General features: G+C 72.9%; 24 protein-coding genes and 1 pseudogene. 14 read left to right on the top strand and 11 right to left on the bottom strand.

Annotated elements, in window-relative coordinates; genetic code table 11:
- The first annotated feature begins 403 nt into the window (after window positions 1-403).
- Genes ACS04_RS05005 through ACS04_RS04995 form a run of 3 tightly spaced genes read left to right on the top strand, consistent with a single transcriptional unit; the run spans window position 404 to window position 2,964 of the window.
- Entirely contained in the window at window positions 404-1,093 is a 690-nt protein-coding gene (locus ACS04_RS05005) for a DedA family protein (protein WP_048475270.1), read from the top strand.
- A gap of 11 nt (window positions 1,094-1,104) precedes the next feature.
- Window positions 1,105-1,734, top strand: a complete 630-nt coding sequence (locus ACS04_RS05000) for a phosphatase PAP2 family protein (protein WP_245236283.1) — start codon at window positions 1,105-1,107, stop codon at window positions 1,732-1,734.
- Window positions 1,735-1,746: 12 nt separating this feature from the next.
- Complete coding sequence (locus tag ACS04_RS04995) at window positions 1,747-2,964, top strand: SGNH/GDSL hydrolase family protein (protein ID WP_048475269.1); 1,218 nt, start codon at window positions 1,747-1,749, stop codon at window positions 2,962-2,964.
- A 105-nt stretch (window positions 2,965-3,069) separates the two neighbouring features.
- Here ACS04_RS04995 and ACS04_RS04990 read toward each other — a convergent pair whose 3' ends face one another.
- From ACS04_RS04990 to ACS04_RS04980, 3 genes are all read right to left on the bottom strand, one after another.
- Entirely contained in the window at window positions 3,070-5,355 is a 2,286-nt protein-coding gene (locus ACS04_RS04990; protein ID WP_209441622.1) for an immune inhibitor A domain-containing protein, read from the bottom strand.
- 180 nt (window positions 5,356-5,535) lie between these two features.
- On the bottom strand, window positions 5,536-7,398 hold the full coding sequence (locus tag ACS04_RS04985) for a M1 family aminopeptidase (protein ID WP_078864422.1): 1,863 nt from the start codon (window positions 7,396-7,398) through the stop codon (window positions 5,536-5,538).
- A 165-nt stretch (window positions 7,399-7,563) separates the two neighbouring features.
- Window positions 7,564-9,633, bottom strand: coding sequence for a CASTOR/POLLUX-related putative ion channel (locus tag ACS04_RS04980; protein ID WP_048475267.1), 2,070 nt, complete (start codon window positions 9,631-9,633; stop codon window positions 7,564-7,566).
- Between the two features lie 252 nt (window positions 9,634-9,885).
- On the opposite strand from ACS04_RS04980, the gene ACS04_RS04975 reads away from it, so the two are divergent.
- From ACS04_RS04975 to ACS04_RS04965, 3 genes are all read left to right on the top strand, one after another.
- A complete protein-coding gene (locus ACS04_RS04975) occupies window positions 9,886-10,476 on the top strand; it encodes a PadR family transcriptional regulator (RefSeq protein ID WP_048475266.1) in 591 nt (196 codons plus the stop codon).
- Between the two features lie 53 nt (window positions 10,477-10,529).
- Window positions 10,530-12,251: an acyl-CoA dehydrogenase family protein gene (locus ACS04_RS04970; protein WP_048475265.1), complete on the top strand. Its 1,722-nt coding sequence runs from the start codon at window positions 10,530-10,532 to the stop codon at window positions 12,249-12,251.
- Between the two features lie 268 nt (window positions 12,252-12,519).
- Window positions 12,520-13,479 (top strand): aldo/keto reductase, encoded by a 960-nt coding sequence (locus ACS04_RS04965; protein WP_245236282.1) that lies wholly within the window; start codon window positions 12,520-12,522, stop codon window positions 13,477-13,479.
- A gap of 21 nt (window positions 13,480-13,500) precedes the next feature.
- On the opposite strand, the gene ACS04_RS04960 is transcribed toward ACS04_RS04965, so the two are convergent.
- Complete coding sequence (locus ACS04_RS04960; protein ID WP_078864421.1) at window positions 13,501-13,836, bottom strand: hypothetical protein; 336 nt, start codon at window positions 13,834-13,836, stop codon at window positions 13,501-13,503.
- Window positions 13,837-13,838: 2 nt separating this feature from the next.
- Window positions 13,839-14,015 carry a hypothetical protein gene (locus tag ACS04_RS38575; protein ID WP_048475263.1) on the bottom strand — a complete coding sequence of 59 codons (177 nt, stop codon included), beginning with the start codon at window positions 14,013-14,015 and terminating at the stop codon, window positions 13,839-13,841.
- Between the two features lie 93 nt (window positions 14,016-14,108).
- On the opposite strand from ACS04_RS38575, the gene ACS04_RS04950 reads away from it, so the two are divergent.
- The gene (locus ACS04_RS04950; protein WP_048475262.1) at window positions 14,109-14,747 is read left to right on the top strand and encodes a TetR family transcriptional regulator; all 639 of its coding nucleotides are present in this window, start codon (window positions 14,109-14,111) and stop codon (window positions 14,745-14,747) included.
- A gap of 146 nt (window positions 14,748-14,893) precedes the next feature.
- Here the strand turns inward: ACS04_RS04950 and ACS04_RS04945 are convergent, their stop codons facing one another.
- Complete coding sequence (locus ACS04_RS04945; RefSeq protein WP_048475261.1) at window positions 14,894-15,487, bottom strand: hypothetical protein; 594 nt, start codon at window positions 15,485-15,487, stop codon at window positions 14,894-14,896.
- Window positions 15,488-15,968: 481 nt separating this feature from the next.
- Between ACS04_RS04945 and ACS04_RS04940 the strand changes: the two genes are divergently transcribed.
- From ACS04_RS04940 to ACS04_RS04920, 5 genes are all read left to right on the top strand, one after another.
- Complete coding sequence (locus ACS04_RS04940; protein ID WP_245236281.1) at window positions 15,969-17,207, top strand: FAD-dependent monooxygenase; 1,239 nt, start codon at window positions 15,969-15,971, stop codon at window positions 17,205-17,207.
- Window positions 17,204-18,184 (top strand): hypothetical protein, encoded by a 981-nt coding sequence (locus ACS04_RS35220; protein WP_053080699.1) that lies wholly within the window; start codon window positions 17,204-17,206, stop codon window positions 18,182-18,184. The genes ACS04_RS04940 and ACS04_RS35220 overlap by 4 nt, the downstream gene beginning before the upstream one ends.
- Before the next feature lie 246 nt (window positions 18,185-18,430).
- Window positions 18,431-19,369 (top strand): tetratricopeptide repeat protein, encoded by a 939-nt coding sequence (locus tag ACS04_RS04930; protein ID WP_158977173.1) that lies wholly within the window; start codon window positions 18,431-18,433, stop codon window positions 19,367-19,369.
- 117 nt (window positions 19,370-19,486) lie between these two features.
- Complete coding sequence (locus ACS04_RS04925) at window positions 19,487-20,029, top strand: DUF4232 domain-containing protein (RefSeq protein ID WP_053080698.1); 543 nt, start codon at window positions 19,487-19,489, stop codon at window positions 20,027-20,029.
- Window positions 20,030-20,137: 108 nt separating this feature from the next.
- Window positions 20,138-20,419, top strand: coding sequence for a hypothetical protein (locus ACS04_RS04920; RefSeq protein WP_048475257.1), 282 nt, complete (start codon window positions 20,138-20,140; stop codon window positions 20,417-20,419).
- Between the two features lie 13 nt (window positions 20,420-20,432).
- Here the strand turns inward: ACS04_RS04920 and ACS04_RS04915 are convergent, their stop codons facing one another.
- The 4 genes and pseudogenes from ACS04_RS04915 to nadE all read right to left on the bottom strand — a co-directional run bounded on the left by ACS04_RS04915 (window position 20,433) and on the right by nadE (window position 23,163).
- The gene (locus ACS04_RS04915) at window positions 20,433-20,966 is read right to left on the bottom strand and encodes a hypothetical protein (RefSeq protein ID WP_342449356.1); all 534 of its coding nucleotides are present in this window, start codon (window positions 20,964-20,966) and stop codon (window positions 20,433-20,435) included.
- Window positions 20,967-21,092: 126 nt separating this feature from the next.
- Window positions 21,093-21,812 carry a hypothetical protein gene (locus ACS04_RS04910; protein ID WP_048475271.1) on the bottom strand — a complete coding sequence of 240 codons (720 nt, stop codon included), beginning with the start codon at window positions 21,810-21,812 and terminating at the stop codon, window positions 21,093-21,095.
- Between the two features lie 297 nt (window positions 21,813-22,109).
- Window positions 22,110-22,337, bottom strand: a complete 228-nt coding sequence (locus tag ACS04_RS04905; protein WP_048475256.1) for a hypothetical protein — start codon at window positions 22,335-22,337, stop codon at window positions 22,110-22,112.
- Window positions 22,334-23,163 (bottom strand): annotated as a pseudogene (gene nadE / locus ACS04_RS04900) (ammonia-dependent NAD(+) synthetase). Before nadE ends, ACS04_RS04905 begins: the two are co-directional and overlap by 4 nt.
- Window positions 23,164-23,336: 173 nt before the next feature.
- Between nadE and ACS04_RS04895 the strand changes: the two are divergent.
- Window positions 23,337-23,759, top strand: coding sequence for a hypothetical protein (locus tag ACS04_RS04895; RefSeq protein ID WP_048475255.1), 423 nt, complete (start codon window positions 23,337-23,339; stop codon window positions 23,757-23,759).
- A gap of 32 nt (window positions 23,760-23,791) precedes the next feature.
- Here ACS04_RS04895 and ACS04_RS04890 read toward each other — a convergent pair whose 3' ends face one another.
- Window positions 23,792-24,421: a TetR/AcrR family transcriptional regulator gene (locus ACS04_RS04890; protein ID WP_245236280.1), complete on the bottom strand. Its 630-nt coding sequence runs from the start codon at window positions 24,419-24,421 to the stop codon at window positions 23,792-23,794.
- A 251-nt stretch (window positions 24,422-24,672) separates the two neighbouring features.
- On the opposite strand from ACS04_RS04890, the gene ACS04_RS04885 reads away from it, so the two are divergent.
- Window positions 24,673-25,641, top strand: a 969-nt coding sequence (locus ACS04_RS04885) for an MMPL family transporter (protein WP_048475253.1), incomplete at its 3' end; no start/stop codon positions are given.

Raw genomic sequence — 25,641 nt, 5'->3', positions numbered from 1 at the left:
CGGCTGCACGCGAGCGGCCAGGACCCGGCGGCCCTCGCCGCCGCCGACGCCTGCGCCGCGCGGATCTGCGAGCTCCAGGGCGACGGCGCCCAGCACCAGAAGGACTTCCCACAGGGACAGCGGCACGTACGCGTTCATCGCATTCACGTCGTCATCGTCGGGCGCCCGCGCCGGCCACGGCGTCCCCCTCGGGTCTGGTGCACCCTGCGACCTGAGTCGCACCCGGCGCCGACGGGCCGGTGCCCACGGGCCGATGGGCCGACCGGTGGACCGGGCGGCCGCGGGGAACATACGGGGCAGTTCGATCGTCTACAGTGCCGGGCACCGTCCATGACCTGTGGCCGGTCGCCGGTCGGGTGTCCTCCTCGGCTCCCGTCCCCTCACCGTACGGGAGTTGCTCCGCATGGCCCCCTTCCCTCTCCCGCTCGCGGCGGCGGCGCAGGGGCCCGGCCCCCAGGCCGTCAACCTGCTGGACGCCGGTTCCCTCCTCGCCGCGTTCGGAACGCTCGGCATCGCCGTCGTCCTGTTCGCCGAGACCGGCCTCCTCATCGGCTTCTTCCTCCCCGGCGACTCGCTCCTCTTCACGGCCGGCCTGTTCTGCGTACCGGGAGCGCACGGCCCCGTACACCTCTCGCTTCCCCTCGTCCTCGGCTCGGCGTCGGCCGGAGCCCTGCTCGGGGCACAGGTCGGCTACCTCATCGGCCGGCGCGGCGGACGGGCCCTGCTGGCGCGCAGCCGCAGCCGCAAACTCCACGAGGGCGCCGAACGGGCCGAGGAACTCCTCGACCGCTACGGGCACGCCAAGGCCATCGTGCTCGCCCGCTTCGTCCCCATCGTGCGCACCGTGCTGAACCCGCTCGCCGGAGCCCTCGACGTACCCGCCCGCGTCTTCACCCTGTGGCAGATCGTCGGAGGCCTCGTGTGGACGGTGGGTCTCGTCCTCGCCGGATACGCGCTCGGCTCCTCGGTACCCGACGTCGACCGCTACCTGCTGCCGATCGTCGCCCTCGTCGTCCTGGTCTCCCTCACCCCGCTCGCCGTCGAGATGATCCGCAGGAAGGGCAGCCGCACCCCGAACGAAGGCTCGCGTTGATCCGACGGGCGGTGGCCGCAGGGCTGTGTGCGGGCCTGTTCGGCCTGCTCACCGCCCTGGTCGCGGCCCGGCACGGCGCCCCGTTCGGTTTCGACGAGGAGGTGCACCGCTGGTCCGTGCAGCACCGCCCCTGCGTGGCGGTCGCCCTCGCGCGGGGCATCACGGCGACCGGCAGCGGGCCCGTCCCGTACGGGTGCGCCATCGCCGCCGGGCTCATCGCGGGACGGGGGAGGAACGGCCGGATGGCGGCGGTCGCGTGCGCGCTGGGCTTCCTGCTGCTCGCCCAAGGGGTGCGCTACCTCGTCATGTACGAAGTGGCGCGGCCGCGTCCGCCCGTGGCCGACTGGGCCGCGCTCGCGACGGGTTTCGCCTACCCCTCCGGCCACGCCACCACCTCGGCCCTGGTCGCCGGGGTGCTGGCCTGGGCCGCCTGGCGTACGGCGACCCCGGCCGCGGCCCGCTGCTACGCAGCCCTCGCTGCCTGCTGGGCCGTCACCGTCGGCCTGACCCGGATCTACCTCGGCGTGCACTGGCCCACGGACGTCCTCGGGGGCTGGCTCTACGCACTGACCTGGCTGGCCGCGGCCGCTCTGGTGGCCGCCGCCGCCGAAACCGCGGTGCGGGGCCGGCATCCGGTTTGACAGGCTGGGGTCATGAACGACGCACACCCGTCCGTACCCGGCCCCGCCGACGGGACCACGGCGCACCTGGTCACGCCCCTGGCGGCCGCCCTCCTGCGCGGCGCGCTCGACCTGGAGCGCACCGCGCACGGCCTGCTCCCGCACCGGCTCCCGGCATGGGCCCGCGCGCAGTACGCCGACGGGCAGCTGGCGATGGCGGAGGCCCAGCCCTCGGGCGTACGGGTGGTGTTCCGCACCCGGGCCACCGTCGTCGAGCTGGACGCGCTGCGCACCAAGACGGCCTACGTGGGCGCCCCGCCCCGCCCCGACGGGGTGTACGACCTGCTCGTCGACGGCCGACTCGCCGGGCAGGCCGGGGTGAGCGGCGGCAACGTCCGTACGGTCGACATGAGCGCCGGCTCCGTGGAGACGCGGCCCGGCCCGGTCGGCACCGTCCGCTTCGCCGGCCTGCCCGACCGTCCGAAGGACGTCGAGATCTGGCTGCCGTACAACGAGAGCACCGAGCTCGTCGCCCTGCGCACCGACGCCCCCGTCGAGCCCGTACCGCACGGCGGGCGACGGGTGTGGCTGCACCACGGCAGCTCGGTCAGCCACGGTTCGGACGCGGCGAGCCCGTCCAGGACCTGGCCGGCGCTGGCCGCCTCCCTCGGCGGGGTGGACCTGGTCAACCTGGGCTTCGGCGGCAGCGCCCTGCTCGACCCGTTCGTCGCCCGGACCATGCGCGACACCCCCGCGGACCTGATCAGCGTCAAACTCGGCATCAACCTCGTCAACCTCGACCTGATGCGGCTGCGCGCCTTCACCCCGGCCGTGCACGGCTTCCTCGACACGATCCGCGAGGGGCATCCCACCGCGCCCCTGCTGGTCGTCTCGTCCATCCTGTGCCCGATCCACGAGGACACCCCCGGCCCCACGGCCCCGGACTTCAGCACCCTCGCCGAGGGCAGGCTGCAGTTCCGCGCCGCGGGTGATCCGGCCGAGCGCGCCGCCGGAAAACTGACGCTGGGCGTCATCCGCGAGGAGCTGGCGCGCATCGTGGAGCAGCGGTCGGCCGAGGACCCCAACCTCCACTACCTGGACGGCCGCGAGCTCTACGGCGAGGAGGACTTCGCCGAACTGCCGCTCCCCGACCGCCTCCACCCGGACGCCGCCACCCACCTCCGGATGGGCGCCCGCTTCGCCGAAGCCGCCTTCGCCCCGCACGGGCCCTTCGCCGCCCACCGCGACTGACCGGACGCCGGTGCCGGTGCCGGTGCCGGTGCCGACGTCGGCCCGGCCGCCGGGCTTCGGCGCGGCGGTCCTCCCGGTGGCTCCCCACCGAGAGGACCGGGTGCGTCAGGCGGAGGGGCTGACCTGGACGGTGGTCTGGGCGCCGGAGGAACTCTCCTTGACCACGGTGATGCGGGTGCCGGTGTCCGGGACCTTCACCCCGACCTGGGGCAGGTCGGCGTTCCAGTAGGTGCCCCGGTGGTCGTCGAAGACGGGGACCCCCGGCCGGGAGGGGATCAGCGCCGGTACGCCCGCCTTGTGCAGGACGATCTCGTCGCTCGGGCGCGTGGAGAACGTCGCGTCGAAGGTCTGCGCCCGCGCGTTCAGCAGGGTGCCGTCGGCGTTCCGCAGCGGCTGCGGCCGCGCGTCGACCGGAAGCAGCAGACCCGCCCCCGGATGCCCCTTCGTGGTGTTGTCGCTGTACGCGGTGTCCCAGAGCCAGATGAGGACGCCCTGCTGGTACGGATAGAACTCCACCGAGTCGTTCCCCGCGCCGAAGTTGTACGGTCCGGTCTTCAGGTAGGCCCCGTAGCCGGTGTAGCGCCGGTTCTCCACCAGGTACGCGCGCGGGTGCTCGGCGCTGCCCGTACGGCCCTCCGTACGCGACCACTTCAGCGCGGTCCAGCCGTTGGCGCCGGCTTCCGCGCCGTCGCGCAGCAGCTCCCGCTCACCCGACGTGATCCGGATGTCGTCGAAGGTGACGCCCTTGCCGTGGGTGTTGCCGTCCGACGTCGCCCGCAGGCGCAGCTGGACCGAGCGGCCCGCGAACCGGTCCAGTGGCACGCTGAGTTCGCTCCAGCCGGCCGAGGTGCCGGAGATCCCCTTGGCCGGGATCGCCGCGCCGCCCACCGTGCCCGGCAGCGGGGACCAGGCGCTGCCGCCGTCCGTCGAGGCCTCCACCGTCAGGAAGTCGAAGTCCTGCTCGGTGTCGTACCAGACCCGGGCGTCGAGCCGGGCCGGCTGCCCCGACGCGCCCGACAGGTCGACCGTCCGGGTCAGAGTGTTGTCCATGAGGTCGCCGGTGCCGCTCCACCACTGGCTGCCGCCCTCGTACGGATCGGTCAGGTCGGTGCGGGTCACCGACGGTGGCAGATGCACCAGCAACGCCTGTGGATCCTCGGTGTTGTAGCCCGAGACCCCGAGCACGGCGCGCGTCTTGCGTCCCGCGTCGGCCTCCGTGTACTCCAGCCAGCCCAGTTGCAGCTTGCTCCAGGGGTCGAGGTCGCCGGGGTAGTCCCCGGTGGTGTTCCTCCCCTTGCCGAGGTAGGAGGCCGTGGACATCAGGGACCAGAAGTTGACGCTGTTGTCCCCGTCGGAGCTGTACAGGTCGGGCAGTCCGAGATCGTGCCCGAACTCGTGGGCGAACAGCCCGACTCCGCTGTTCTCGCCACCCGTCAGGTAGTCGCCGGCCCATATGCCGGAGTCCCCGACCGGGGCGCCGCCCGCCTTGTTGCCCGCGGGCCCCGCGCTGCCGGCCTGGTCCCAGTACGCGAACCAGCGGTGCGCCCAGACGGCGTCCTTGCCCTGGTCACCGCCGCCCCAGGTCTGGTCCTTGCCCGCGTGGACGACGACGAGGTGGTCCAGGTAGCCGTCCGGCTCGTCGAAGTTGCCGTCGTGGTCGGCGTCGTAGCGGTCCCAGACGTCGTACTCGGCCAGCTGGGCCTTGATCTCCTCCGGCGTACGGCCCTTGGCGCGCTCGGTGTGGTACCAGGCGTTGGTGGCATCGCGGACGAGGTCCCAGTTGGTGCGGCACTGGCCGGGCTCGGAGCAGTTGTCCGTCCCGTAGCGGGCCTCGTTCCACGGCAGCCGGACCCAGTCGCTGACCTGGCCGTCCATGTCGTAGCGGCCGGAGGACTGGAGCCGGTAGTAGTTGCGCAGCGAGACGGCGCCGGGATCGGTCCCGAAGAACTGCCGCTGGTAGGAGGCCTGGTCGAAGTCCTTGCGCCACACGGTGTGGTTGTCGGTCTTCGCGGGCTTGGCGATGGTGTTGTGGCGGGGGCCGGGCGTGCCGCCGAAGCGCGGCTTGCCCTCGAATTCGGTGGTGTCGTCCACCTGGTCGCCGAACTCGGCCAGGATCACGAAGACCTTGTCCTTGCGCTCCTGCGCGAGTTCGACGTACCGCTTGCCGACCGCGGCCTTGCGGGGGAGCGTGCCGTCCGCCTCGGCGGCGGTCGTGCCGGCGGCCACGCCTTCGAGGGCCTGGCGGCGCAGGCTTTGGCGCTGGACTTCCAGCGGCGCGGAGGGCGGTGCGGGGGAGAGTTCGGGAGCCTGCCGCGCCGCTGCCGGGGGCGGGGCGGCGGGTGCGGCGAGCGCGGGGGTGGCGAGGAGGGCGAGGGATATCGCCGCTACCACCGCGGGGAGTCTGCGCAACGTGAGTGGCCTTTCGGGGAGTTCGGTCGAAGCGCAGGTAATATTTCACATGTCACAGGTGACGGATAGACCGCCAACGGCAGAAAAAAACGCCGTGGCAGGCACCGGAGGGCGCCCACCGCGGCGGTGCGCGGGCGGGCCGGAGCCCGCTCGCGTGTCAGCTCAGCCGTCGATGCGGTGCTGGGTCCAGAACGAGGTCAGGTCCGTGGTCGTGGCGGCCTGGGCCGCGGCCTTGAACTCGGCGGTGGTGGAGACGCCGTACCAGTGCGAAGCGGCGTAGTCCTTCAGCAGCTTGGCCATCACCGTGTCACCGAGGACGCGCCGCAGGTCGTGCAGCGCGCACTTGCCGTAGCCGTACACGACGGTGGAGTACCGGGAGGAGTGGGCGTCCCAGTAGCCCATCGAGTTGGTGATCTTCTCGGCGGACGAGGCCCACGAGACGCTGCTCCAGCAGTTCGCGCCCGTCTTGTTCAGGGCCAGGTCGGTGGCGTAGTCGGTGAACGCCTCGTCGAGCCACGGGCTCGTGTACTCGTCGTCGCCGACGATGCCGTACCACCACTGGTGGCCGATCTCGTGGGTGAGCGCGGTGGTGCTGACCAGGTCGAGGACGAACCCGGGGTACTCCATCCCGCCGAACCAGTAGTTGTTGTCGATGACCGCGTCCAGCTCCCCGTACGGGTAAGCGCCGAACCGCGCCGAGTGCGCGTCCACGGCGGACTTGGCCGTGGTCAGCATCGACTGCGCATCGGCCGAACTGATGCCGGACACCGAGTAGATGTTGATCGGGGTGCCCGCCCCCGAGGTGCCGGAGATCTTGCTGAACGGGCCGGCCGCCCAGGCGAAGTCGCGGACCTTGGTGGCGGTAGCGCTGGTCACCGTACGGCCGCTGCTGCCGGGGGTGTCCACCGAGGCGCCGGTGGCCGGGACGAGCAGGGTGCTGGGGTGGTCCAGGGTCACGCGGAAGTCGGAGGCCAGCGAGTAGAAGGACTCCCCGTTGTTGGTGTACGGGTCCAGGTGCCAGCCCGCTCCGTCCCTGACCGCGAGGACGGGCAGGGCGTTGCCGAGCATGCTGAACGCGCCGTCGTAGCCGAAGCGGTCGGCGCCGCTGGGTACCGTGATGCCCAGGTCGAAGCCGATCGTGGCGCTCTGGCCCTGGGTCAGCGGGGTCGCCAGGTCGATCTTGAGCGCGGTGCAGGCGACGGAGAGGGCGCCCGCCGTGCCGCCGGTGACGTTGCCGACCGTGATCGGCATGGCGGAGCAGGTGCCGTGGTAGTTGTCCCACAGCCTCAGGTACACCTCGCTGAGCGGGGTGGGGGAGGCGTTGGTGAAGCTCGCGCTCTCGTGACCGGTCCAGACGGTGCCGCTCGCGTTGCTGCTGAGGCTGACGGTGTACGAGGGCGCGGCGGGCGTCCGCGTGGAGTCCCCGGGCGGCGTGGTGCCGCCGGAGGTGTCGAGCGCGATGTCGTCGACGACGAAGCTGGTCTGGAGGCTGGAGTCCTCGGTGCCGGTGAAGGCGACGGTGACGGTCTGGCCTGCGAAGGCCGACACGTCGAAGGACTTCTGCGCGTAGCCGGTGTTCTTGTCGAGGTTCGAGTACGTCGCCAGCGTCGTACTGCCGATCTTCGCCGTCAGCTTGTCGTACTTGGTCGACGTGGTCGTCTCCGCGGTGTCGATGTGCAGCCAGAACGTGAGGGCTGCGGTGCTGCATCCGGCGGGGATGGTGACGCTCTGGGAGAGCGTGTCGGTGTGCGTGCTGCCGACGCCGTTCAGCCAGGCGAAGGAGCTGCCGCCGTGGGCGGCCTGGCCGGCGCGACTGGTGATGATGCTGCTCTGCGACTGGCTCCAGGGCGAAGTGCCGCTCTCGAAGCCGCCGTTGGCGACGACCTGGCCCGGGGTGCAGGCGGCGGCCGCGGTCGGCGCCTGCTGCGGCGCGGCCACGGCCGGGGTGATGGACAGTGCTGCGGCGACCAGCGCGGCGAAGGCGGACATGCTCGCGGCGAGGGCCTTGTGGGGGGTGGATCTCACGCGGAACTCCTTTGAGGCGGCCGGGATTCCGGCCTGCTCGGGGGCCGCCCGGTCGGCTGGGGTGCGCCGGAGGGCGGCCGCGGGCTGTGCGTGTGGTGTGCCGGAAGAGCCTGGCAGATTTGACCTGGGCATGCCATCAGGGGCGGGTAAAGTGTTCGTACTCCCTCACGGCCCTCCAGCCGTCTTCGAGCCGTCGCCGGCCCGGCTCCCGGGAAGCCGGTCGGACAGGGCCCCGGACCGGGGCTCGGACCGGGGCTCGGACCGGACCTTCGACGGCGAAGGGTCGCCGGCCGCGGCCGGGGCCACGGGTTCCCGGGCCAGCACGATCACCGAGTCCCAGGGGCCGAACCGCACGCGGTCGCGCTTGTCCGGGTTGACGCGCACCCCGTACGCGGGCCCGCACCGGGCCTCCCCGTGCAGCCGGTACCCGAGGACGCAGTGCCCCTGCCGGCGGCCGGACTCCACGACCGTGGCGAAGGTGACCTCCCGTTCCGGCAGGACGTAGTGGGTCGCGGGCTTCAGGTGCAGCGAGTCGCCCCCGGCCGAGAACAGGGCGTCGAAGACGTCGGCGAGGTGCCGGTTCTCCGCGATCTGCGTCATCAGCAGGCTGATGAGCCGGCCGCCGACCACGAAGTCGCCGCCCTCCCGGGCCGGTGCGAGCAGCCGGTTGCGGTCGTCCGTCATCTCGGTGACCACGGCCGGCTTCCGGCCCCCGGCCTCCTCCAGCGCGCGCAGGTGGAGCAGGGTCACCAGGCTCCGGTCGTCACCGGTCAACGCGCCGGGGGCGGCGCGGTCCGCGCCGCCGGTGTCGTCGTAGCCGAGGAGGACGGCCCGGTCGAAGGACGGCACGTCGAGGGCGTCGAGGTCCCGCGGATCCGCGATGTCCCCCTCGCGCACCGTCATCCGCAGCCGGCCCGCTCGCGAGCGCGCGCACCGGCCGGCGTCCCGCAGCGCCTCCTCGCCGGCCGCCATGACCACGAGCTCGGACCCCTCGGGTACGCACGGCTCCAACTGGTCGATGATCACAGGAGCGCGGCGGTTCCAGCCGAGCACGAGGAAACGTTCGGGGGGCGGAACGGACGCGCCGGGCTCCGTGATCGCCTCCGAGTCGACCGGCAGCGGCCCGTCCGCGAGCACCGCGGTGTCGTCGTCCCCGGTCACGAGGAGGATCCGGTCCTCGGCCCCCAGGACCCGGTCCTGCGCCGGGTTGAGCTCGACGCCCCCGCTCGCGGGCACGATGCCGGCGACGGACGAGGTGGCGTACGCGAGGAGCAGGCGGCCGAACGGCTGCCCGGTGAGGGCGGGCTCGCGGACCGTGTAGAACTCGTCCCCCGCGAAGTCCAGGAGCTCCTGATGGACGAGGGACAGGCCGGGCTGGCGCGAAGTCCGGGCGATGAGGCGGGCGGTGACGTCCTCGATGTTCAGCACCCGGCCCCCGGGCCCGGCGGCGAGCTGCGCCGCCCGGTGGTGGCGCCCGTCGCGGACCGCCGCGACGACCTCGGGGCGGCCCCGCCGCCGGACCGCGGCCTCCAGGGCGAGAAGGGTCTTCACGACGTGGGCGTCACCCTCCTCGCCCCCGTGGGTGAGGACCAGCACGGCCCGCGCCGCCTCGGGGCGGACGAGCGCGACCACCGCCGGGTCCGTCGTCACGCCGCTGCGGCAGATCAGCCGGGTACGGCCCGTCCGGCCGACCGCGAGGGCGATCTCGTCCTCCATCTCCGCCTTGTCCTTCGGGCCGAGGACCGCGATGACCGCCCGGCGCCGGTTGGCGTTGGCGGCGACCAGCTCGGACACCATCGGGAAGACCTGCTCGGACCAGCCCAGCAGGACGGTGTGCCGCTCCTCCAGAACGGTGGAGCGGCCGCGCCGCAGGTCCAGGACCCTGTCGTTGAGCCCGTTGGTGATCAGGCCGACGAGGGTGGAGACGAACAGCAGCGCCACCAGGGCCAGGACCACGGAGATCAGCACGTACAGCGGGCTGCCGACCGCACCGCCGATCTTCAGGGTCTGCCCGACGCTGACCCACACCGCCACGAGCTGCCCCGACCAGGTCCGGGGTACGCGCCGGTCGGCCCACACCAGCGCCACGCTCGCCGGTACGACCACGGCCAGACAGATCAGGGTGAGCCATCCGATCAGCACCCGGGTCCCGCGGGCGATGACGCTGTCGAACCAGTACCGGGTCCGCGGCAGGGCGGGCCTGGGCGGTCCGTCCGTCGTCCTGCGACCTGTCAACCGGGGTTCCTCGGGGTGCTGTCGGGCCCGGCGGCGGGGCGCCGGCGTCCGCCCGGCACCGGCGGGTCGGTGTACGGGCCACGCTAGGGCGCGGGAGCCGGGAGGAGAGTGCAGAACCTCCCGAGTCCGCTCATCGCGTGACAACTCGGACTCGCTTTCGGGTGTCCCTGCCCTCGCCGGCCCGGGGTGACCCGCGTCTCAACCGGGCACAGCGGCTTGTCTATGCAACGAGTTGCATAGAAGGATCGGGGTATGGCGCTCGAACACGCGATCCTCGTCTCGCTGCTGGAGCAGCCGGGCTCAGGCTATGAGCTCGCCCGGCGCTTCGACCGGTCCATCGGCTATTTCTGGACCGCCACCCATCAGCAGATCTACCGCGTCCTCAAGCGCATGGAGACCGACGGCCTGCTCGCCGTCCGCGAGGTGGCGCAGCAGGGCCGGCCGGACAAGAAGGAGTACTCCGTCGCCCAGCCGGGCCGCGCCGCGCTCTCGCAGTGGCTGCACGAGCCCATCGAACCCGAGAGCCTCCGCCACGACCTCGCCGTCAAGATCCGCGGCGCGGCCTTCGACGACCCGGCCGCGCTGGTCCGCGAGGTCGAGCGGCACCGCCGGGCCCACGGCGACCGGCTCGCCCGCTACCTCGCCGGGGAGCTGCGCGATTTCACCGGTCCACAGGCCCCCGCACCGCTCGACGCCGGCCAGGAGCTCCAGCACGTCGTGCTCCGCGGCGGCATCGCGTACGAGCGCATGACCATCGCCTGGCTGGACGACGTGCTCACCACCGTCCACCGGCTCGCCGCACCCGGGCCCGTCCCTCGCGCGCCCGGCACCCCTCCCGACTGACCCCGCACCCTCCGCTTCCTCCGCACCCCCTCCTCTCCGGAAGGCGAACCTCCATGGCCGACTCCCTCCTGTTCAACCCGCGCACCTACGACCCGCAGCACTTCGACCCCGAGACCCGCAGGCTGCTGCGCGCCACCGTCGACTGGTTCGAGGAGCGCGGCAAGCGCCGGCTGATCGAGGACTACCGCACCCGCGCCTGGCTCGGCGACTTCCTCGCCTTCTGCGCCAAGGAAGGCCTGTTCGCCACCTTCCTCACCCCCTCCGCCGAGGCAGGTGGGCAGGCCGGCAAGCGCTGGGACACGGCCCGCATCGCCGCCCTGAACGAGATCTTCGGCTTCTACGGCCTCGACTACTGGTACGCGTGGCAGGTGACCATCCTCGGCCTCGGCCCGGTCTGGCAGAGCGACAACGCCGCCGCCCGCGCCCGCGCCGCCGAACTCCTCTCCCAGGGCGAGGTGTTCGCGTTCGGCCTGTCCGAGAAGACCCACGGCGCCGACATCTACTCCACCGACATGCTGCTGGAGCCGTCCGCCGACGGCGGGTTCCGGGCCACCGGCTCCAAGTACTACATCGGCAACGGCAACGCGGCCGGTCTCGTCTCCGTCTTCGGCCGCCGCACCGACGTCGAGGGCCCGGACGGGTACGTCTTCTTCGCGGCCGACAGCCGCCACCCGGCCTACCACCTGGTGAAGAACGTCGTCGATTCCTCGAAGTACGTCAGCGAGTTCCGGCTGGAGGACTACCCGGTCGCCGCCGACGACGTCCTGCACACCGGCCGCGCCGCCTTCGACGCCGCCCTGAACACCGTCAACGTCGGCAAGTTCAACCTCTGCACCGCCTCGATCGGCATCTGCGAGCACGCGATGTACGAGGCCGTCACCCACGCCAGCAACCGCATCCTCTACGGCCGCCCCGTCACCGCCTTCCCGCACGTGCGCCGCGAGCTGGCGGACGCGTACGTCCGTCTCGTCGGGATGAAGCTGTTCAGCGACCGCGCCGTCGACTACTTCCGCACCGCGGGCCCGGACGACCGCCGCTACCTCCTCTTCAACCCGATGACGAAGATGAAGGTCACCACGGAGGGCGAGAAGGTCATCGACCTGATGTGGGACGTCATCGCCGCCAAGGGCTTCGAGAAGGACAACTACTTCGCCCAGGCCGCCGTCGAGATCCGCGGGCTGCCCAAGCTGGAGGGCACCGTCCACGTCAACCTCGCGCTGATCCTCAAGTTCATGCGCAACCACCTCCTGGACCCGGTGGACCACCCGGCGGTGCCGACCCGCCTCGACGCGGCCGACGACGAGTTCCTCTTCCGGCAGGGCCCGGCGCGCGGCCTCGGCTCGGTCCGTTTCCACGACTGGCGCCCCGCCTTCGACGCCTTCGCCGCCGTGCCGAACGTCGCCCGGTTCCGCGAACAGGCCGACGCGCTCTGCGAGTTCGTCACCACCGCCGCCCCGGACGAGCAGCAGAGCCGCGACCTCGACCTGCTGCTCGCCGTCGGCCAGCTCTTCGCGCTCGTCGTCCACGGCCAGCTGATCCTGGAGCAGGCCCGGCTGACCGGTCTCGACGAGGACGTACTGGACGAGCTGTTCGCCGTCCTCGTACGCGACTTCTCCGCGCACGCCGTCGAGCTGCACGGCAAGGACTCCGCCACCGAGCAGCAGCAGGCCTGGGCACTCGGCGCGCTCCGGCGCCCCGTGGTCGACGAGGCCCGCTCGGCCCGCGTGTGGGAGCGCGTGGAGGCGCTGTCCGGGACGTACGAGATGGCGCCGTAACGAGGGCGCCGGCACCGGCCCCGTACGGGCCCGCCACCGCGCGCCCTGCGCGGTGGCGGGCCCGCCGTCCCTCCCGCCCCGGGAACTCCCGGCTCCGAGGGCGCCCCTGCACGTAGCGTGGTCGTATGACGATGAAGCCGACCCGTGCGAGCGGACCGAAGGTGGCGCCCTCCTACCCCCCGAGGACGCCTCCGCCGCAGAAGAAGCCCGTGGAGGCCCCGCGGCCCCGGCCCGCCACCAAGCCGGCGGCCCTCGTAGGGTGAGCGGCATGGAGACGACACCCCCGGACAAGGACGGCACCCGCCTGCTCTACGGATGCATGGCGCTCGGCGGCAGCTGGGAATCGGATGCCTACGGGCCCGCCGACATCGACGCGGCCGAGGCGGCGATCGAGGCGGCGCTGGACAGCGGCATCGACACCTTCGACCACGCCGACATCTACCGCCGCGGCAAGGCGGAGGCCGTCTTCGGCGAGGTCCTGGCCCGCACCCCGGGGCTGCGCGAGCGGATCGTGCTGCAGACGAAATGCGGGATCCGCCTCGCGGACGGCGAGCGGCCCGGGATCTACGATCTGCGCGGCGCGACGATACTGCGGCGGGTCGAGGAGAGCCTCGCGCGCCTGCGCACCGACGCCATCGACGTGTTGCTCCTGCACCGGCCCGATCCGCTGGCCGACCCGGAGGACATCGCGGCGGCGCTCGCCTCGCTGCGCGAGCAGGGGCTCGTCCACCGCTTCGGCGTCTCGAACATGAACGCCGCCCAGATCGCCCGGCTCCAGCGCCACCTCGATTTCCCGCTGGTCGCGAACCAGTTGGAGATGAGCCTGGACCGGCGGGACTGGCTGGAGGACGGGGTCCTCGTCAACACGCCCGCGGCGGCTGCGGGCGGCTTCCCGTCCGGGACGGTGGAGTACTGCCTGGACCGCGGTGTCCGCCTCCAGGCGTGGGGCGCCCTGGCACAGGGCCGGTTCACGGGACGCCAGGAGAGCCCGGCCGAGCGGGCGACGGCCCGTCTCGTGGCGGCGCTGGCCGAGGCGAAGGGCACGACACCGGAGACGGTGCTGCTCTGGTGGCTCCAGCGGCATCCGGCGGGGATCGCCCCCGTCGTCGGCAGCGGCCGCCCCGAGCGCATCCGAGCCTGCCGCGACGCCGCGCTGCGCGAGCCCGACCTCACGCACGAGGAGTGGTACGACCTCTGGCTCACCGCCCGCGGGGCCCCGCTCCCGTAGCGGGACCGGCGGACGGGTCGCTCAGCCGATGCTCCACGACCAGGTCTGGTCGGCGGCCACCAGCCAGGCCAGGACGGCGAGGTCCGCCACGCCCAGGGCCAGACCGAGCCGGGCGCGCCCGGGGCGGGTCGTGCCGCGGCGCAGGGCGAGGGCGGCCAGGACGATCGAGGCCGGGCCGAGGAGCAGGTTCATCGCGAGGAGGCCGACGAGTCCGAGCACGAAGGAGGCCACGGCCATCCCGTCGGCCTGACGGACGGCGGTGGAGGGCGCCGGAGCCCCGGCGGAGGCCGCCGGGGCGGGGGACGGCGCCGGGGTGCGGGTGGCCCGGGAACGGGTCGCGGTATCGGGGGCGTTCATGGTCATCCCTCCTGTCGGGTGGCCGGCCGGCGCCGGCGCGTGGTCCGTTCCCGGACCGCGAAGACCAGCAGCCAGCAGGAGATGACGGCGGTGGCGGCGAGGGAGACGTGGACGGACACGTGGGCCACGGTTCCCAGGGCGATCCCCATCAGCATGAGGGCCGCTATCAGGAAGAGCATCGTGCTTCCTCCAAAATGGGAGACAGTTGTGCACTGACTGCTCAGTCTAAATGCAAGCGAGTGGATAGGAGAATCGGGGGTTGACTTTTCGCCATGAGTGAGACGATGGGGGCACGCCAGGCCCAACGCCACAAGACCCGCAGGGCCTTGCTGGACGGCGCCCTGTCGCTGCTCGCAGAGCAGAACCTGGGCAGCCTCGGCCTGCGGGAGGTGACCCGGGTCGCCGGGGTGACCCCGACCGCGTTCTACCGGCACTTCCGCGACACCGAGGAGCTGGGCATCGCCCTCGTGGACGAGGCGCTGCAGAGCCTGCACGCCGCCGTGCGCTCGACACTCGCCGACTCCGGTGAGGCGGCCCAGCGGATCGACACCACCGTGGAGCTGATGGCCCGACTCGTCCGGGAGTACCCGGCGCACATCCGCTTCATCGTCCGCGAACGGCACGGCGGGGTGCGCAGGGTGCGGCAGGCGGTGGCGGCCCAGCTGGACGCCTTCGCCGACGAGGTGGCCGAACGCCTCGGAGCCGACCCCCTGAGCCGGGGCTGGAGCGCGGAGGACCTGCTCATGCTGGCCCGGCTCTACGTCGACCACATGGTGATGACGGTGTCCGCCTACCTGGCCGCGGGCCCGGACCCCGAGGAGTGGTCGGCGGTCACCCGCACCGCCCGCCGCCAGCTCCGCCTGATCCACGCGGGCCGCCTCAACTGGGCCGACGCCCGGCCGCGGACGTGATGCCCGAAGAGAGGAAGGCCTGACACCGCCGAACGGCCGAACACCCGCATACCCGAATACGCGAGGACTCCCCGCCTCCCGTCCGGTAGGGGACGGAAGACGGGGAGTGCGGGACCCGGGCCGCCCGGGCCCGTGGTCGGCCCCGGTCAGCCCTCCCGTACCGCGACCGGCACGGGCCGTCGCCGGGCGGGCTGCGTCAGGCCGGAACCCACGTGGTTCGCCTTGAGCGCCGCGTACGCGTCGTACACCGCCTCGGTCCGGACCGGACGCCGGTCGGCGCAGGCGGTCAGATCCCCGGCGCACTGCAGCTCCCACCGCGGGAACCGGCGGCGCGACATGGCGACGGCGGCACTGGGGGCGAAGTACAGCATCGTCGTGTTCTCGTGGGGGTTGTGCGCCGAGCCCTCGTAGACCATCCGTCCGGTGGTCTCCAGCCGGTCCGCCAGGCGGGTGAGCGCGCGCTCCTCGGGTCGGTCCATGAACAGGCCGACGTGGTTCTCGAAACCGTGGACGCGCTCCTGCGCACCGACCTCGTCCGTGTACCCGGGGCTGCACCGGGGGAAGAGGAAGACCTCGACCTCGGGCGCCAGACCCGACGTGACGCGCAGCCGTGTCACCCGGATGTCCGCATCGTCCGAAAGCCGGTGGCGCTCCACCAGACGGCGCTTGACCAGCACGCTCGGTATCGTGACCGACGCGGCCCAGCCGTTTTCCTCGAAGTACGCGAGAGCGGATTCCACCGTTTCCGGGAACAGTAGCGTTGCGCAGTGCGACACAACGCATCCGCTCTTGATTTCCCGTTTGAGATCGCCCGGCATCCAGGGTGGCAGGAGAGCGTCCAGTGATTTCTTCGAGGCGTGGCGGGCGTAGTCAACAGCATGCTGGAGGCGCTGGACATCGCACGGTTCGAACGTCACTTCAGGCATGTCGCAGCCTTTCTGTTGCCGACACCCGATTAAAGCCACGTCACCCATCAGGCGGCACTTGGCCGTAGCCTGATCGGGTGAACACATCCGCCTGACCTGCACATCTTGACCCCCAGCGACCGCAGTTGTACTCACCGGTGACGCATCGAGCCTTTCCGCAGCGCGTGTTCGGCACCGCATTTATCGGCACCGCGCATTCCACGGAAGGCGTCTTTCCCAGGAGGTAGAGGGCATGTCTCCGTACGGCCGAAGGAATTCCCCACGCATCCTCATAGCCGGTGCCGGAATCGGCGGATTGACGACGGCCCTGAGCCTTCACGCGGCAGGGCTGTACGACGTGCGCGTGGTGGAGGCGTGCCCCAACATGCGCGCCGTCGGCGCGGGAATCAATCTCCAGCCCGCCGCCGTCCGGGAGCTGACCGAACTCGGACTGGCGCCGGCACTGGAGAAGGTCGCCGTGGCGACCGCCCGGTTGGAGTACCACCACCGCTTCGGCGGCCTGATCTGGTCCGAGCCCCGCGGCCGCGCCGCCGGCTACAACTGGCCGCAGTACTCCGTGCACCGGGCCGATCTCCAGGAGATCCTGCTGTCGGCCGTCCTGGACCGGCTCGGCCCCGAGGCCCTCGTCACCGGCGACCGCCTCGTACGGTACGAGCAGGACCGGACGCCGCAGCCGGACCGGCCCCCCGTGCGGGCGTACGTGGCGAACCGGCCGAGCCCGTACGGCTGCGACCTGCTCATCGGCGCGGACGGGATCAACTCGGCCGTACGCGCCACCCTGTACCCGCACGAAGGGCCGCCCCTCGGCAACGGGATACGCATGTGGCGCGGGGTGACCGAGGGGCCCGCCTTCCTCGACGGACGCACGATGGTCATCCTCGGCTGCAACGCCCGGGTGAAGGCCGTGGCCTACCCCGTCACCCGGCCCGACGAGAGCGGCCGGTGCCTGCTCAACTGGGTGGTCGAGAGCCGCACCGACGACGGCGTCGGCGAGGAGGAGGCGCGCGGCGCCGACTGGGACCGCGCGGTCCCCCCTGAGGAGGTCCTCACCCACATCGAGGGCTGGCGCAGCGACTTCCTCGACCTCCACGGCGTCATCGCCGGGGCGCCCCGCATCGGCCGGTACCCGATGATCGACCGCGACCCCCTGCCCACCTGGATCGACGGCCGGGTCGTCCTGCTCGGCGACGCGGCGCACCCCCTGTACCCGACCGGCTCCAACGGCGCCTCACAGGCCGTCGTCGACGCCCGCGTGCTGGCCTACGAACTCGCCCACCACGGCGTCGCCGAGGCGCTGCGGCGCTACGAGGCGGACCGCCTGCCGCAGACCACGAAGCTCCTCGCGGCCCACCGCCGGCTGGAACCCGACCCGGTGCTCCGCCAGGTGGAAGCCCTCGCCCCCGACGGCTTCCACGACATCCGCCACGTCCTGCCCGAGAACAGCCTGGACGGCATCAAGTCCTGCACCCGCCAGGTCACCGGAGTGGACGCCACCGCGCTCAACGCGCGCACCTCTTGGAGCGTCGCCGTATGAACACCTCCCGGATGCGTTCCACCGCCGCAGCCGCGCTCGGCTCCACCGCACTCCTGGCGGCCCTGCTGTCCGCCACCGGACGGGCACCGGCCCCGCCGCCGCCCTCCGGCTCCGCCGCCCGCATCCCCGCCTGCGGCGAGCACGCCGGGAGCGCAGCCTGTTCCGCGTACGGCCCCGCCGCCCGGCTCGGCGGCGGCACCGTCCGTACGTACGGCGAGTACCAGGGCGGGATCCCCAAGGCGCTGGGCATATCCCTGACCGCCCCGGCCGTCTCCGGCCTGCCGACCTCCGAGGCCACCGACGGCAAGCACTGCTACGACGCGGACGCCGACGGGCACCTCGACGGCATGCACGAATGCGTCGGCGGCCACAGCCTCGAACTCGCGCTGCCCGCCACCCCCGCGGCCTCGGCCGGCGTCCCCTTCCGGTGGGTGCTGTTCAACTGGAACCCGCACGGGCACAACCCGCACGGCCGCTACGACGTCGCCCACTTCGACGTGCACTTCTACCTCGTGCCCAAAGAGGTCCGGACGGCGATCAGGACCGGCGGCTGCGCGCTGCTGATCGCCTGCGACCAACTGGCCGCGGCCGGTAGGCCCGTTCCGGCCGCGTACCTCCCCGCGGGCTACCCCGCCAGCAGCCCGCAGACCGCGGAAGGCGCCATGGGCGCGCACCTGGACAGCCGCCCCCCGACCACCGGCACGCTCAGCGGCCAGACCTTCATCTACGGGGCGTACGCGGGCGACCTCATCTTCATGGAGCCCATGCTCACCCGGGACTTCCTCCAGCGGCACCGCACCGCGCCCGGCCACCGGACCTGCGAGTCCGTTCCGCAGCCGGCCGCCTGGCGGATCCCCGGCTGGTACCCCACCCGGTACTGCACCGCGTACCGCCCCGAGGAGGGCGACTACACCGTCTCCCTCACGGACTTCGTCCACTCGGGCGGGGCGCGCGGTCTCGCCACGGCGGCCCGCTGAAGGATGTCGGGTCGCCGCACCGAGCTCCGCGCCCGTGCCCGTATCCCCCCCCGCACCGGACGGGGCGGTACCGGCCGCCCGTCGCGGAGCGTATCCGGGGAACCACCCACCGGTGCGGGGCCCGTAGGACTAGCATCACCCGACGTGAGCCATCCGGGGGAGCCAGAGCACACCGTACGACTGGCCGCAGAGGCGGCGATGGACGCAATGGCGGCGCGGCTGCGGCGTGTTGTGCGACTGCGGGACGTGGCACCGATACTGGAGGCCGAGGCCCTGCGCGAAGCGCGGCTGCTGGCGGAGCTGCTGCCCGGTGAGGACGACCTCACCGTCCACCATCTGCTCGGCTGGTTCCACTGGTTCCGCCACCGGGCGACCCTCGTACGGACCGGCCCGGAGCCGGGACAGGGTCGGGAGCAGGAGCAGGAGCAGGACCGGTCTGACCTGAGGATCGCCGTCCACTCGCTCACCGCGAGCTTCCTCGCGGGCGAGGAGGACCTGCCGGAGCCGCTCCTGCCCCTCGTCGCGGAGAACGCGGCCGTATACGCCGCCCGCCTGCTCCCGGAGTTGAGGGAGTCGAACAACCCGGCGCGCATCGCCTGTGCGGCGCGGCTGTGGGAGCGCATCGTGGACGCCGCGCCGCTCGGACATCCGCAGCGTCCCGTCCACCTGACCGCCCTCGGCAACGTCCTGCGGATCAAGTGGAGACGGGGCGGCCGGCCGGCCGACCTCGACAGCGCCATCGACCGCTTCCGGGAGGCCTTGTCGGCGCTCTCCGAGGCGCCCGGGCGGCCGATGTACCTGTACAACCTCGGAGAGGCGCTCAACGCCAGGTTCGAGCGGACCGGCGCGATCGAGGACCTGGAAGGCGCCGTCGCCCTGCTCGCAGAGGCGGCGCGCGCGACCTCCGGCGAAGGCCTCTACCGCGCGCTGGTCCTGACCGGCCTCGCGGGAGCGCTGCGCGCCCGGCACGAGCGAGCGGGAGCACCGCGGGACCTGGACGGCGCGATCGCCCGCTACCGGGAAGCGGTCCCGATGTTCCCACCGGACCACCCGGGACGCGTCGAGAGCCTCTCCCACCTCGGCGACGCGCTGCTCGCACGCTTCGACCACGCCGGCGACCCGGCCGACCGGGACGCGGCGCTGACGGCCTGGTCGGCGGCGAAGGCGACGGCCGACATCCTGTAGGCCGTGTCAGGGCGGGGGTGAAGGAGTCGGAGCCGCGCGAGGCGGTTCGGGAGCCGCCCGCGCCGAGGGTGCCCGTCGGTGGGACGCTGGGAGGGGCGAACCGTGGAGGAATCACCCATGAAACGCTCGAAGACGCGACGCACCGCGATCAAGGCTTCGTCCGCAGTCCTGCTGGCGGGCTTCCTGTCCGCAACGCTCGTGGCCGGCTCCGGGGCCGCCGCCACCGGAGAGGGCCCGCGCCGGGCGCCGGCGGCGGCCTGCACGAGCAAGCAGATCGTGGCGGACGGCGCCCAGCGGACCGGATCCGCGCAGGTACGGGTCACGGTGACGAACAAGGGGACGAAGCCGTGCGTGCTCAACGGCTTCCCGACCGTGGCCCTGGCGGGCCAGGGCTCGCCGGACAAGAACAAGCCGGTCCAGGTGGTCCGGGTCGGCACGTCGGCTCCGGTGCGGCTGGCGGCCGGAGGCCGGGCCTCGGCGCAGCTGACCTTCACCCCGGTGCTCGGTGAGGCGGACGGCTACTGCGCCTCCGGCTCCGACCCCGTCGTCGCGCCGACGATGGTGGTGGGCGTGGCGGGCGGGCGGTACCAGCTGGCGCCGAGCGACGGCGGTGAGTTCGCCCTCTGCGGCACCACCGTCCGCGCGACCGCATTCCACTGACGGGGCCGGAGCCCGGCCGGCGCATGCCGGGGGAGGGTGACTGCGCCGGTCGGGGGAGCGGCAGTCACGGCGGAGGCGGCCGGTCGTTTCCCGGATATGAATGATCTGATGGTCCAGATTCCGGCCGACTGGCTGGCCCGGGTGTTCCTGTCCCTCCGCCGCGGCTCCTCGCAGGACGCCCAGGTCTCGGCGGCCGAGCTCCAGCCGTTTACCGAGAAGCCGGGACAACGCGTCCCGGTGCCGAGGGCGACCGTACTGCGCACCGAGCTGGCGCTCAGGGGCGAGCTCGAACGCGCTCAGGAGGAGGAGCGGCGGGCCCGGCTGTCCGAGGAGGCCGCCTACCTGATCAGCGCCCGGCTCGGCGGACAGGCGGGCGGCGCCGATCAGTAGAGGCCGGCAGGCGTCAGTAGACGAGCTTGTAGGTCACGTCCTTGGCGACCGGCGGCGGGGCCTTGTCCGTGTACAGCAGCCGGATGGTGGTGTAGCGCTGGAGATCGGGGTGGCCGGGCCAGGGCCGGGGGTGGCTCAGGGTCACCGTGACCGGGTACGCGCGGAAGCGGCCCGCCGCGCAGTACGGGGTGCAGTCGTTCACCATGTCGGTGCCGCTGGCCGTCGCGGTCCGCTGCCCCCAGCTGTTCCAGCGCAGGTTCACGAGGCGGTTGTTCCCGTCGCCGCAGGCCAACAGGTACTCCTCGGGGCGCACATGGGCCTGCGCGGAGCAGTCGACGACCACGAGCGGATTGGGATCCATGGGGGCCCGGGCCGCCTGGGCGGATGCGGGTACGGCGGCAGGGACGGCGGCGCCGGCCGCGAGGGCCGTGGCCGCGCACAGCAGCGCGGCCGACCGCACCCGCGACCGCATCCGCATCCGGGAGCGGGTCCGGGGCGCGGGAGCGAGCCCGCCGATTCGTGAAGCGTCGACTCGGGAAGCGTCCACGCGGCCCTCCTCGCTACGGCGGCCCGACTCTGTTCTCCGGTCCGCCTCGTGGCTACAGCCGTCCCCAGCTTCGCTCATCCGGCGGTGCCCCGCACCCGCTGGGCCGCGGCCCCGACCCCGCGGGGATCAGGAGACCGCGTACCACTGGCTGGCCCAGCCGGTGTTGATGGTGCTGGTGGACTGCTCGCCGAGGTTCACGGTGGCCGGCAGGGAGGTCTGGCCGGTCAGGACGGTGCTGTACCGAAGGTTCGGCGGGGTCAGGCCCGCGTTCACCGAGATCCCGGCGCCCGTCGACTTCAGGGTGAGGGCGTTGGTGGCCCAGCTGCCGTTGAGGAGGAGGGCGATGAAGTACGTGCCGGGCGCGGCGGTGAACGGTGTGGTGAGGGGGAGCGGCTTGGCGATCGCGTCGGTCATCAGCTGCGGGGAGATGTCCGCGGTGGACGCGCGCAGGGTGCCCTTCGCGTCGTAGACGCCGAGGAAGTTCTGCGAGAGCTGGGCGTTCGGGTCGATGCCGGCGAGGCCGAGCCAGATGTTGGACCAGGTGATCTGCTCGCGCAGCACGATCCGTACCAGGGTGACCCGTCCGGCCACGCCGGCGGCGGACTGGGCGGTCACGTGCCCCGCGTCGTTCGGATCGCCGGTCCAGGCGAGGAGGTTCTGGTCCTGCGGCCGGGGCCCCTCGAACCCCGGGCCGCCACCCGGTGCGACGGGAGCGGGCGCCGCGGCGCTGCTGCCGCCGCCCTGGCCCTTCGGGCTCCCGCCGGAGGCGGTGCAGCCGGTCAGGAGGAGAACCGTCGCGAGGGCGGCGGCGAGGCCCGCGGAGACGGTGGTGGTACGGGTGCGCATGGTCCCCCCATGGAATGCGGCGATGCGGAAGTGCGTGCCAAAGGAGGCCATGGTCACACGGGGTCCTCGGCGGACCGCGACCGGGGACTGCTTGGCCCCGGCGCCCACGCTGCGGGCGGCTTGCACCCAGGACCGGTCACCCGGCTCGACAGTACGACTCCCCGAGCCCCGAGGTACTGCCGGCCTGGGAGGTGCGCCCGCACGCCGCGATTCGCCGCGCGGGCGGGTGGGTGCGCCCCTGACGGCGTGGGCCCGCGGCCCGGTGCCCCGCGCCCCCATCGCCCCGCAGGCTACTCACTAGCTGCGCTGCCAGTACGTGCAGGCGCGCGCCGTGGGGGCCGTGCCGCCGCCGCTGCCCTCGGGGCAGGGGACCGGCTCCGAAGCGGGGCTCGGGACGCGCTCCCGGTGCGGCGGCCCCGGCGTGGCGTTCGACCGGTCGTGCAGGTGGAGCGTGAGCCCGGCCCCGGCCGCGACGAGGACGATCCGGCCCACCACGGCCCAGCGCGGGAGCCGGTGCGGCGTCACGGTGCGATCGGGAGCCGGCGCTTGTGGTCGGTCAGGCGGTAGCGGCGGACGATCGTGTCGAAGACCTGCTCGCCGACCGGCTTGCCCTCCAGGAAGTCGTCGATGTCGTCGTACGTGACGCCCAGCGCGTCCTCGTCGGCCTTGCCCGGGTCCAGCGTCTCCAGGTCCGCGGTGGGGGTCTTCCAGACCAGCTCGGCGGGGGCGCCGAGGGCGTCGGCCACGGCGCGCACCCGGCGCTTGGTCAGGCCGGTCAGCGGGACCAGGTCGGCCGCGCCGTCACCGAACTTCGTGAAGAAGCCGGAGACCGCCTCGGCCGCGTGGTCGGTGCCGACGACCAGGCCGTCGTGGGCACCGGCCACCGCGTACTGGGCGATCATGCGCTGGCGGGCCTTGATGTTGCCCTGGACGAAGTCCTGGTGGTGAGCGTCCCGGAAGACGGTGCCGCCGGCGAGGGCGGCCTCCAGCGCGGCGTCGCTCGCGGGCTTGACGTCCACCGTCAGCACCCGGTCCGCCTTGATGAAGCCGAGCGCCAGCTGGGCGTCCTTCTCGTCGGCCTGGACTCCGTCGGCAGCCGCATCGCGTAGAACGTCGCCTCGTGGCCGGCCTCGCGGGCCCGCTCCACGGCGAGCTGGCAGAGCCGCCCGGCCGTGGTGGAGTCCACCCCGCCGCTGATGCCGAGGACCAGGGACCGCAGACCGGTGGACGTGAGCCGCTCGGTCAGGAAAACCACCCGGCGCTCGATCTCCTCGTGCGCGTCGAAGGTCTCCGGCACCTGGAGTTCCCGTGCGATCTCCTGCTGCAGAACGGTGGACGCCGGCCGGCTCACGGCTGCTCCTCGTGGTCGATGGTGGTGCGCGCGTCGCGCTGTTCAGCCGACCCTAGTCCAAGCCCTCGCGCGGCCCGAAAGCGGCCGGGCTTGACGGATCCGGCCGAAGTTATGACACTCGAAGTGCAATTTGTTTCCCCGTCACGTCGACCCCCGGGGGTCAGGAGGCAGTCGTGCGCGAGCGCCGGATCTACGCAGTCGCGGGGGCCGTCATGGGCGGGGTCTGGGCGTGGGGCTCGGGCACCCCGGCCTGGGAGCATGCGCTGCGCCTCCTCGTGCTCGTCGTGTGCGCCGCGGCCCTGATGGCGCTGGCGCACCGCCGCCGGGCCCGCCTCGGCCGACCGGTCGAGGGGCGGCTGCACCGCGGCCTGCTGGTCGGGAAGGTGCTGCTGGTCGCGGCGGCCCTGCTGCTCGATCAGCTGCTCGGCCTGTGGGTCTCCGAGCCGAGCCTGATCACCGCGGCTCTGTTGTTCGCCGGCATCGCTGCGGGCGGTCCCGCCCTGCACCGAAGGCTCACCCGGGACGGGAGTGGTACGGGAAACCGGCGGGCCGCACCCTCGGATCGCCGGGAGCTGTCAGGAGCGGACTCGCGGTAGTCGCGCCGCCCCCGCGGTCGGCAGTGGCCGTGCTACGCCCGCTCGGCCGGCTCGGAGGAATCCGTACTCGCCAGCAGGGCGTGTACGGCCGTCGCCATCGTGCGGGTGGAGGCTTCGACGCTCAGGTCGCTGCTGCGCCAGTGGTACCAGGCGCCCCAGGTGGTCACCGCGTCCAGCCCGTGGAGCACCTCGGTCCTGCGCTCGGCCGGCAGGCGGTCGAGCTCCTCGCCGAAGACCTCGGCCAGCCGGCCCCGGGCGAAGTCCAGGACCTGTCGGGTGACCTCCTTGATCCGGTCCCCGTTCTGTTCCAGTCGCATCAGCGCCAGCTGAGCCGGGGTGATCCACTCCAGGATTCGCGCGCGCTGCTCCGTGAGCGCGGCGACCCGGGTGGCCCGCGGGCCGTCGGTGGGCAGCGGCCTGGTCTGCTCCATGAGCTGTTCCAGGCGCCGCGCGATGGCCGTCTCCACCAGCTGGGACATGTCGGCGTAGTGGTGGAAGACCAGGCGGCGGGAGACTCCGGCGCGTTCCGCGACGCGGTCGGCGGGGAACTGCGACTCGCCTTCGTCGAGCAGGGACAGCACCGCGTCGGCGATCTTCACCCGGGACTGCCGGCTGCGCTCGGCGCGGCCGTCCGCGCGTCGTTCCCCCGGCTGTCCCGTCACCGACTGCTCCACGTGGTCCCCTCCCGGCTGCACTCGCCGCCATTGTCGCAAAGGGGGGCGGAGCATCCGCGGCTTAGTCCCGCGCGTCCCTCGCGCGCCGCCCGTCCCTCCCGTGACGCTCGCCCCTCCCGTGCCCCCTCGTCGCCCCAGGTGGGAGGGGCGCGTTGATTCAATTGCACTCCAAGTGCAATCATGGCGGAAACGAGTCGACGAGCCGACGAGCCGCGCCGGACGAGGGGGGACCCGTACGCATGTTCGCCACCCTGGGGCGCTGGTGCGCCCGACGACCCAAGCGGGTGGTCGCCGCCTGGCTCCTGCTGCTGCTGGGCCTGGCCGCGGCGGTCGGCGTGCTCGGCAGCGCCACCAGCGAGACGGTCTCCATACCCGGCAGCGACAGCCAGGCCGCCCATGACGCCGCCCGAGCGTTCTCGGACCCCGCTTCCGGCCGCCAGCCCCTCGTCCTGCACACCCCCGCCGACGGCCTCCCCCTCACCTCGGACCGCGCCCGCGCAGCAGTCCAGGAGACGGCCCGCGCCCTCGCCGCGCGCGACCACGTGGTCGCCGTCACCACCCCGTACGATCCGGCCGGCGCCGCGGCCCTCGCCCCCGACGGGCACACCGCCTACCTCGCCGTGGAACTGGACCTGGCGGGCCGCGACATCACCGCCGACGTCGTACGCGATCTCCGGGCCGCCACCGAAGCGTCCGAGGCGGCCGGGATCGAGGTCACTCCCGGCGGCAACCTCGCCGAGGCCGCCGACAAGAAGTCCACCCGGCGCAGCGAGGCCATCGGGCTGGTGGCGGCCTTCACCATCCTCTGCCTCGCGTTCCGCAAGCCGATCGCGGCCGCCGTACCGCTGGCCATCGCCGTGGCGGGCCTCGGGATCTCGCTCGCGATCATCGGCCTCACCGGCCACATGACGGACATGCCCTCCTCCGGCGCGACCATCGCGGCGATGATCGGCCTCGGCGTGGGCATCGACTACAGCCTCTTCTGCCTGACCCGCTTCCGTGAACTGCGCGCCTCCGGCCTGCCGATCGAGGACGCGGCCGCCCTCACGACCGGCGCCTCCGGCAAAGCGGTGGCCTTCGCCGGTACGGCGGTCATCGCGGCACTCGCCGGCCTGGCCCTCGGCGGCCTGCCGCTGCTCCGCGCGCTGGCGCTCGCGCCCGGCATCGCCGTCCTGGTCGCCATGGCCGCCACCCTCACCCTCCTCCCG

The organism is Streptomyces roseus (assembly GCF_001044425.1).
GTDB classification, from domain to species: domain Bacteria; phylum Actinomycetota; class Actinomycetes; order Streptomycetales; family Streptomycetaceae; genus Streptomyces; species Streptomyces roseus.
The sequence above is the reverse complement of the archived record's forward strand: the minus strand, read 5'-3'. Positions and strand labels throughout refer to the sequence as shown.

Bases quoted from the DNA above. Each gene is read 5' to 3' on its own strand.
- ACS04_RS05005 (WP_048475270.1), top strand. From the start codon at position 404: ATGGCCCCCTTCCCTCTCCCGCTCGCGGCGGCGGCGCAGGGGCCCGGC.
- ACS04_RS04995 (WP_048475269.1), top strand. From the start codon at position 1,747: ATGAACGACGCACACCCGTCCGTACCCGGCCCCGCCGACGGGACCACG.
- ACS04_RS04975 (WP_048475266.1), top strand. From the start codon at position 9,886: ATGGCGCTCGAACACGCGATCCTCGTCTCGCTGCTGGAGCAGCCGGGC.
- ACS04_RS04970 (WP_048475265.1), top strand. From the start codon at position 10,530: ATGGCCGACTCCCTCCTGTTCAACCCGCGCACCTACGACCCGCAGCAC.
- ACS04_RS04965 (WP_245236282.1), top strand. From the start codon at position 12,520: ATGGAGACGACACCCCCGGACAAGGACGGCACCCGCCTGCTCTACGGA.
- ACS04_RS04960 (WP_078864421.1), bottom strand. From the start codon at position 13,836: ATGAACGCCCCCGATACCGCGACCCGTTCCCGGGCCACCCGCACCCCG.
- ACS04_RS38575 (WP_048475263.1), bottom strand. From the start codon at position 14,015: ATGCTCTTCCTGATAGCGGCCCTCATGCTGATGGGGATCGCCCTGGGA.
- ACS04_RS04950 (WP_048475262.1), top strand. From the start codon at position 14,109: ATGAGTGAGACGATGGGGGCACGCCAGGCCCAACGCCACAAGACCCGC.
- ACS04_RS35220 (WP_053080699.1), top strand. From the start codon at position 17,204: ATGAACACCTCCCGGATGCGTTCCACCGCCGCAGCCGCGCTCGGCTCC.
- ACS04_RS04925 (WP_053080698.1), top strand. From the start codon at position 19,487: ATGAAACGCTCGAAGACGCGACGCACCGCGATCAAGGCTTCGTCCGCA.
- ACS04_RS04920 (WP_048475257.1), top strand. From the start codon at position 20,138: ATGGTCCAGATTCCGGCCGACTGGCTGGCCCGGGTGTTCCTGTCCCTC.
- ACS04_RS04910 (WP_048475271.1), bottom strand. From the start codon at position 21,812: ATGCGCACCCGTACCACCACCGTCTCCGCGGGCCTCGCCGCCGCCCTC.